We start from the raw sequence: 7,649 nt of genomic DNA, 5'->3' as shown, positions 1-7,649 counted from the left end.
AAAAGTTTGATTCTAAGTCTTATTTCTAAGACTGCTCATAAAACTTACTAATAAAAGAATTGCTGGTTCTTAACTTATTATTCTGTTCAATTTTCAAAGACCATTACCACTCTTAGTGGTTTTTGTGTCACCCTCAAGCGACTTCCTTATCTTATCACTTGTTTCAGCACTTGTCAACATTTTTTTGAATTTTTTTAACTCAAATTTTGCTAACTTTTTAAGTTTATTATCAAAAACTTTACTTGATTTAAACTTGTGTGCCTCAGCGACGTGTTTTATAATACCACATATATTTTTCACCAATTAACTATAATGCTCTATTTTTTTAAAATAAATTATTTTTACTCTTATTTTCTATCTTTTTCTCACTATTTCACAAAAGAATACACCAGGATAAGTTTATTAATTAAGAATTAATAATTAAGTGGCTTTTGCACTGCGCTTAAAGCCAATCTCCCAAGGAGATAATTAATAATTGTTGTAACTAGGCATAAAGCATTATCATAATTAGGTTTTTTATATATGATTTAGTATAAGCCTTGAAATTTTAGCTTGACCACTCATAATAGACTATCCTATCTCTTTTGCAAGTTTAAATGTAAATCCTGAAGCTACAGCTTGTCCACCCCTACAATATATAATTAAAATTTTTACGACGAAGGAGTAAAAATGTCCTCAATTATTAATTAAGCCAAGCGTATCGGCAATGGCTGACTTAATTCTTAATTATTAATTAACCAAAGTTGCAAGTGATAAAGAATAGGAAATGAAGCAAATATTTCAGACCACACTTAAAAATCTCGAAAGCACCCTTAAAATTTAAGAATGCCTTCGAGATAATTCCTCTATAATAATAAGTGCAGTATCTTCTATTGCTCTTTGTGTTACATCAATTTTCTTGCAACCAACTTTTCTCATAATTTTATCTGCGAATTCTAATTCTTCAAGTACTCTAGCATCGCCTGCATATTCAATATCAGTTGGTATCCTATGAAATTTATCTAACCTTTTCTTTCTTATTTCAATTAATTGCATAGGATTAATAACAAGTCCAAAAACCTTTTTTCTATCAATTTCATATAATTCATCTGGCACACCAACCTCAGGAACTAATGGGATATTAATAGCCTTAATCCCCTTATTTGCTAAATACATGCATAATGGTGTCTTAGATGTTCTTGATAAGCCAATTAATACAACATCTGCATTTTTAAGTCCTCTATAATCTTTACTATCATCATATTGCATTGCAAATTCCATTGCTTCAATCCTCTTGAAATATTCTTCATCTGTGCTTCTCATTGCACCTGGATTATACTCTGGTAATACATTTAATATTGTAGAAGCTACATTTATAACTGGTCCTAAAACATTATTTACAAATATGTTTTTATATATAGCTTTTTCTGTTAAGTACTCTCTAACATTTACAGTTATAATTGTAGAAATAATCATTGCATGCTCTGACTTTTCTACTGTTTTAAGAAGATCATCTACATCTTCTAATGTGTTAATATATGGTATTCTTTTCACCTCAACATCCTTTTTAAATTGACTAGCCACCGCTACAGCAACCTGATTAGCAGTTTCCCCTATAGAATCTGATACAGCATAAATAGTTAACATAAATTTCCCTCCCTTTAATTAATCTCAATATTTAAATTATACCCCAATAATAAATTACTTAATAGTGAATTATAGTAACTAATGTGTTAAAATTATTGTAAACTTAATAATATGGGAGGTTTTTTATGAAGCATTTAAAAGCACTTACAATATGGACACTTCCTTTAATGTGGAGTGCTTATTTTTTATTTGAATTATTAACAAAACGAATTACAAACATGTCAATATTTATAGCCAACATTATACTTATAATTTTTCTTGCATTAATAGGTTATTTACTTTATGAAATTAGCCTTAAATACAATTATGGTTTTTCATTTAATACGTTTTTAAAAGTATTTATATTTCTGATGTTTCTAGATCAAGGTAGCAAAATTATTATTAAACAGTTTTTTTTCAATGATAATATAACCATAATTAATGATATTTTATACTTTACTCCAATAATTAACACAGATGGTTCATGGCTTAATGCAAGATTTAATACTGGCATCAGCTTCACAATTCTTATTATTGTTAATTTACTAGCATTATTTTTATTTATAGAAATATACAGATACTACTTACATCTTAATAACAATACAAAAAGTTTTCATGAAGATATGTGTTTCTTATTTATATTTAGTGGAGCTCTTTGTTCATTAATAGATAAATTATTTTATGGTGGAAGTTTAGATTTTATGGGAATAGGTAATTTATTTGTAGCTGATATTAAAGATATTTATATAAATTTGGGCATGTTATTTTTTATTTCTTCTATTTATAAAAATGGATATTTATCCTCAGATAATAATTCCTCTTTTTCTGATGATTTAATTAGTATAAAAAAATTCATATATTTTATTAAAGAAGATTTATGCTCACTACTAGGCAAATAAAAAAAAAGAATTGTCAAACTAGCAGTTGAAAACTACTAGTGACAATTCTTTTTTATATTTATAATTAAATATAAAACAACCAGGAACTATTTGCCAATACTTGTTTGCAAATTAATTTTATTATCTATTTTCCTTAATAATATTTTTACTACACAAATAAGTTACCAAAAAATAACCACCATATATAATAACTATAAATATAGCTGTTGCAATTATTGATGACAATAATTGCTCACTTCCGAAGGTACTTAATATATAATCACAGAACTTTATGCCAAATATAGAATGAATAATTGCAATTAGTAAAGGAAACATAAAGAATATCCCAATTTGTCTAAATAGTGCTTTGTTTATCATCTTTTCATCTACACCAATTTTTCTTAACATGTTAAACTTTTCTATATTGTCGCTAGATTCAGATAATTCTTTTAATGCAAGTATTGCTGCACAAGATATCAAAAATATAATTCCTAAATATAAACCTATAAATGTTACCATAGCACCAAGGCCAATGCTATTTTCTTTTATTCTCAATTTTGTATCAATGTTAAGTGTTGTATTTTCAAACTTATCTTGTTTTTGTAAATTGATTATCTTTAGTTCAATATTTTTCTTTTCTTTATCATTATCTGCTCTATAATTAGCAATTAAAATATCTTCTTCTTTCATTAATTCTGAAACAGCATTATCTGGCACTATAAAAAATCCCAAATTAGTATAAGTTGCATTTATATCAATGAAACCATCAACACATTCAGCATATTTAGGTATATAACTTTTATCATTTATATTTAATTTGGAACCTATCTTTAGTGCTTCATTACGAATTTTAGTCCATTCCTTATAATTTGATACTAGTATATACTCATCACTATTTAATGAATATTCTTGTAAATTATATAGCTTAGCCATTTTGTTATAATCACTAAGTTTCATAATTGTCTCTGTCATATCATACATTAGAAAAGGATATTTTTCTTGCATTGTTTGATAGTAATTTCCTAAAGTATCTTTTATTGTAATTTCATTCGAAGCATAAGTGCTAATTTCAGCTATATCTTTAAAATTACTATCTATATCAAAATTAAATTCTTTTAAACTATCTTGTACAGTTATGTTTGAATTTTCTTTTTGCTCTAATTTATATTCATCTGATTTTATAAGAATATCTTTTTTTATTTCAACATCAACAGGGGCTAATTTTCTTATATTTGCAGACATTGAATTTTTCATAGATAAGGCACTAGACAAAACACAAATAGTTATAAATAGCATTAAACATATTATTGTCATTGAAAATACTGTTGTGTTTATCTTACTTGAAAATTGCCTTAAGGTAAAACTATTTAATCCTTTATAATAAGTCTTTTTCATACTCATAAATATTTTTAAAAGTAATCCTGATAAAGACCAAAAAATAAAAAATGTTGATATAGCCCCCATTCCAATTGGTATTAATATATCACTATAATTTGATAAATCATTTATGCCCGCAGTCACCTTATAATAAGCATAACCTAAAACACAAACAGAAATAATAAAGACTACTGTACAAAGCCAAGGATTTTTCAATTTTATTTTTTCTGATTTTTTATTTGAATGTAATAAATCTATTAATTTGCATCTACTTATATTTATAGTATTAAATATCATAACTACCAAATACATAATACTAAAATAAATTAATGTTTTTATACTAGCACTAGATGAAAAAATAAATTTAAATTTTGTTAAATCGGCCTCAAACATATTGGCAACTAATATACTCATTAATTGTGATAGTAAAAAACCTAGACAAATACCAACAACTAATGACAATATTCCAATAAATAATGTTTCAAAAAACAGTATAAGTGATATCTTTCTCTTACTCATTCCAAGTGTTAAGTATATTCCAAATTCTTTGTTTCTTTTCTTAACCAAAAATCTACTTGCATAAATAATAAGAAATGCAAGTATTAATGATACAAAAACACTGACAGCAGAAAGAATACTATTCATTAATTTAATAACTTCATAAGTATATGATGATACATTCATCATTACTGTTTGATCATCTATTGCATTGAAAACATAAAATATTGCAACACCAAGTATAAGAGTAAAGAAATAGATGGTATAATCTTTTATGCTCTTACTGATGTTTTTGATTGATAATTTAAAGAGCATCATTCAAGTCTCCACCAAGTAATGTTACAACATCAATTATTTTATCAAAAAATTCTTTTCTTGAGTCTGTCCCCTTATGAATTTCATTAAAAATTTTACCATCCTTGATAAATATAACTCTTGAAGCATAACTTGCAGTAAATGCATCATGTGTAACCATAAGAATAGTTGCATTAATATTTTTATTTAGATATTCAAATTGCTCTAAAAGCATTTTTGATGATTTTGAATCCAAAGCTCCTGTTGGTTCATCTGCTAGTACCATTTTAGGATTAGTAATAATTGCTCTACTACTAGCAACTCTTTGTTTTTGTCCTCCACTCATCTGATAAGGATATTTTTGTAGTATTTTTTTAATATCAAGTTCCTTAGCAACCTTTCTAATTCTCTCATCAATTTCTTTTGCAGGAACATTCTGAATAGATAATGCTAAAGCAATATTTTCATAGGCAGTTAAAGTATCAAGTAAATTAAAATCTTGAAAAATAAATCCTAATTCCTCTCTTCTAAATTTATTTAAGCTATTTCCTTTTAATTTTGTAATATCAACACCTGCAACATAAATGTGTCCTGATGTTACTTTATCAATGGTAGAAATGCAGTTTAAAAGAGTTGTTTTACCAGAACCACTTGCTCCCATTATAGCAACAAATTCTCCTTTTTCAACATCAAATGATATATTATCAAGTGCTTTTGTAAGGCTTGACTTGCTACCATAATATTTTTCAATTTTATCAATTTTTAAAATATTATCCATATACTTTTCTCTCCTTTCTGCCTACATTGTAATATAAAAATAAGAATCAGTCCTTATTCTAATATTACAGAACATTACAATTTTGTAATGTTCATAGCAACTTTAAAAGACTAATTCTTAATTTTATAAAAATCATTTTTGGCAAATATAATTGTAATTTTTGTATACTCCAATTGTTTTGATTCAATAGTTATCTTATGACCTAATTTATCACATAATTTTTTGCAAATATAAAGTCCCATTCCTGTAGACTTCGCCTTTGTTCTTCCATTTTCTCCAGTAAATGATTTATTAAATACTCTTGATATATCTTTTTCAGGTATTCCAATACCATTATCATAAATATCTAGACAAATTATATCTTTATCTTCAACAACATTTACTCTTATATATGATTCTACATTTTCTCTCTTATATTTGATACTATTATTAATAATCTGATTTAAAATAAATTCTAACCACTTAGAATCAGTTAATACCTTTTCATTATAAACATTAACATCTAACCTAACATCATTTTCTAACAAATCATCTTTATTTTTCAATGCAACATTCTTAATTATTTCTAATAGATCTTTTTCTTTAATAATGTAATCTTTTTCTGCATTTTCACTACGCACATAATATAAAATCTGATCCACATAATTATCTAATTTTCTAATTTGTTCTATATACCTTTTATCAAGAGAACTTTTATTATTATGATTTAATAGAATCAAACTAGAAATTGGTATTTTTACTTCGTGTATCCACATTTCTACATATTCTTTAAAATCTATAACACTTAAATTATATTTTTTTACATTTTCAATCATAGATTTATTTATTTCATAGAGTGCATGATAAAACAACTCTCCTTCATAGAAATTAGGTTTATTTATCATCTCTAAAATCAAATATTTTTTATCTAATGTTTCTAAAATATCTAATAAATTTTTATAAAACTTATATTTTCTTAAATAATCAAAAACTATATTAAACAAAACAATAATGGATAACACAATTGTAATTGCTACCTTTAAATCATTTTCTACTTTAAAAGCATTAAGCATAAAAATAATAACAATATATCCAATAGTATAAGTAACTAGTTGTGGCAATTTATCTAATAAATACTTTTTGAAATTCATATCAATTTATATCCTTGCCCTTTTCTTGTTTCTATTTTATCCTCAAATCCAAATTCATGTAGTTTTCTTCTTAATCTACTAATGTTAACAGTTAATGCATTGTCATTTATAAACTCGCTATTATTCCACAAATCTGTCATTAAATCATCACGAGTTACAATTTTGCCACGATTACTCAATAAATATGTAAAAATTATCATTTCATTTTTAGTTAATTGTAATGTTTCATTATTATACTCCAAAATACCTTTTGATGGATTTACTATTATCCCATCATATTTCATATCATCTTTTGAAATTTCCATGCGCTTAAATATATTTTGTATTCTTAAAAGTAATATGGTAGGATTATATGGTTTAGTAATATAATCATCTGCACCATAGGAGATAGATAATACTTCATCTATTTCACCGACTCTACTTGTAACCATAATTATAGGAACATTAGATTGCTTTCTTATTTCTTTTAATAGCATTTCTCCATTTACATTAGGTAAATTTATATCTAATAAAATTAAATCAGCTTTTGATTTTAAAATATGTTCTTTAGTATTATGAAAGGAAATTATTAAAGCTACTTCATAACCAGCATTTTCTAATAATGTTTTCAATTCGTTTCTAATAACAGCTTCATCTTCTACAATTAATATCTTTTTCATTTTTTCTCCTTTCAATTTATATTTAAATTTACATTCTTTTTAATCGGCTATATTATACCACTTTTACATATAATATACATTGCAATATTAAAACGAAACAAAAATTAAAGATATAAAAAAAGCAGACTTATAATTAAATCTGCTTTTTAAAGAATAAAAAAAAGACCTTAAAAAAGTCCCTTTTTTATATATAATGCTAAGCAAGTTCTTATTAGAGAATTCCTTTTTTCAAAGTAATTCATGGTGGCTTACCGGGGAATCGAACCCCGGACACCTTGATTAAAAGTCAAGTGCTCTACCGACTGAGCTAGTAAACCACATTACCTGGCAACGTCCTACCCTCCCACACAGTCCCCCATGCAGTACTATCGGCGCTATAGAGCTTAACTGTCCTGTTCGGAATGGAAAGGAGTGTTTCCTCTACGCCATA

6 protein-coding genes, 1 tRNA gene and 1 rRNA gene are annotated in these 7,649 nt (G+C 25.7%); 1 reads left to right on the top strand and 7 read right to left on the bottom strand.

Features of this window, described 5'->3' with window-relative positions; translation table 11 throughout:
- Nucleotides 1-819 precede the first annotated feature (819 nt).
- On the bottom strand, nucleotides 820-1,626 hold the full coding sequence (locus ACTNAO_RS12390; RefSeq protein ID WP_441029492.1) for a pyruvate, water dikinase regulatory protein: 807 nt from the start codon (nucleotides 1,624-1,626) through the stop codon (nucleotides 820-822).
- Nucleotides 1,627-1,751: 125 nt separating this feature from the next.
- Between ACTNAO_RS12390 and ACTNAO_RS12385 the strand changes: the two genes are divergently transcribed.
- Nucleotides 1,752-2,504: a signal peptidase II gene (locus ACTNAO_RS12385; RefSeq protein WP_441029495.1), complete on the top strand. Its 753-nt coding sequence runs from the start codon at nucleotides 1,752-1,754 to the stop codon at nucleotides 2,502-2,504.
- A 120-nt stretch (nucleotides 2,505-2,624) separates the two neighbouring features.
- On the opposite strand, the gene ACTNAO_RS12380 is transcribed toward ACTNAO_RS12385, so the two are convergent.
- The 6 genes from ACTNAO_RS12380 to rrf all read right to left on the bottom strand — a co-directional run.
- Nucleotides 2,625-4,676 (bottom strand): ABC transporter permease, encoded by a 2,052-nt coding sequence (locus tag ACTNAO_RS12380; RefSeq protein ID WP_441029498.1) that lies wholly within the window; start codon nucleotides 4,674-4,676, stop codon nucleotides 2,625-2,627.
- Nucleotides 4,663-5,430: an ABC transporter ATP-binding protein gene (locus tag ACTNAO_RS12375; RefSeq protein ID WP_441029501.1), complete on the bottom strand. Its 768-nt coding sequence runs from the start codon at nucleotides 5,428-5,430 to the stop codon at nucleotides 4,663-4,665. The genes ACTNAO_RS12380 and ACTNAO_RS12375 overlap by 14 nt, the downstream gene beginning before the upstream one ends.
- Nucleotides 5,431-5,540: 110 nt before the next feature.
- Nucleotides 5,541-6,560: an ATP-binding protein gene (locus tag ACTNAO_RS12370; protein ID WP_441029504.1), complete on the bottom strand. Its 1,020-nt coding sequence runs from the start codon at nucleotides 6,558-6,560 to the stop codon at nucleotides 5,541-5,543.
- A complete protein-coding gene (locus ACTNAO_RS12365) occupies nucleotides 6,557-7,219 on the bottom strand; it encodes a response regulator transcription factor (protein WP_441029507.1) in 663 nt (220 codons plus the stop codon). The genes ACTNAO_RS12370 and ACTNAO_RS12365 overlap by 4 nt, the downstream gene beginning before the upstream one ends.
- Nucleotides 7,220-7,460: 241 nt before the next feature.
- Nucleotides 7,461-7,536, bottom strand: a tRNA-Lys gene (locus ACTNAO_RS12360).
- Between the two features lie 5 nt (nucleotides 7,537-7,541).
- Nucleotides 7,542-7,649, bottom strand: a 5S ribosomal RNA gene (gene rrf / locus ACTNAO_RS12355); the annotation flags it as partial.

Source organism: Clostridium sp. HCP1S3_C6, from assembly GCF_052066735.1.
Lineage (GTDB): Bacteria > Bacillota > Clostridia > Clostridiales > Clostridiaceae > Clostridium.
This window is presented reverse-complemented; position numbering and strand designations above follow the sequence as displayed.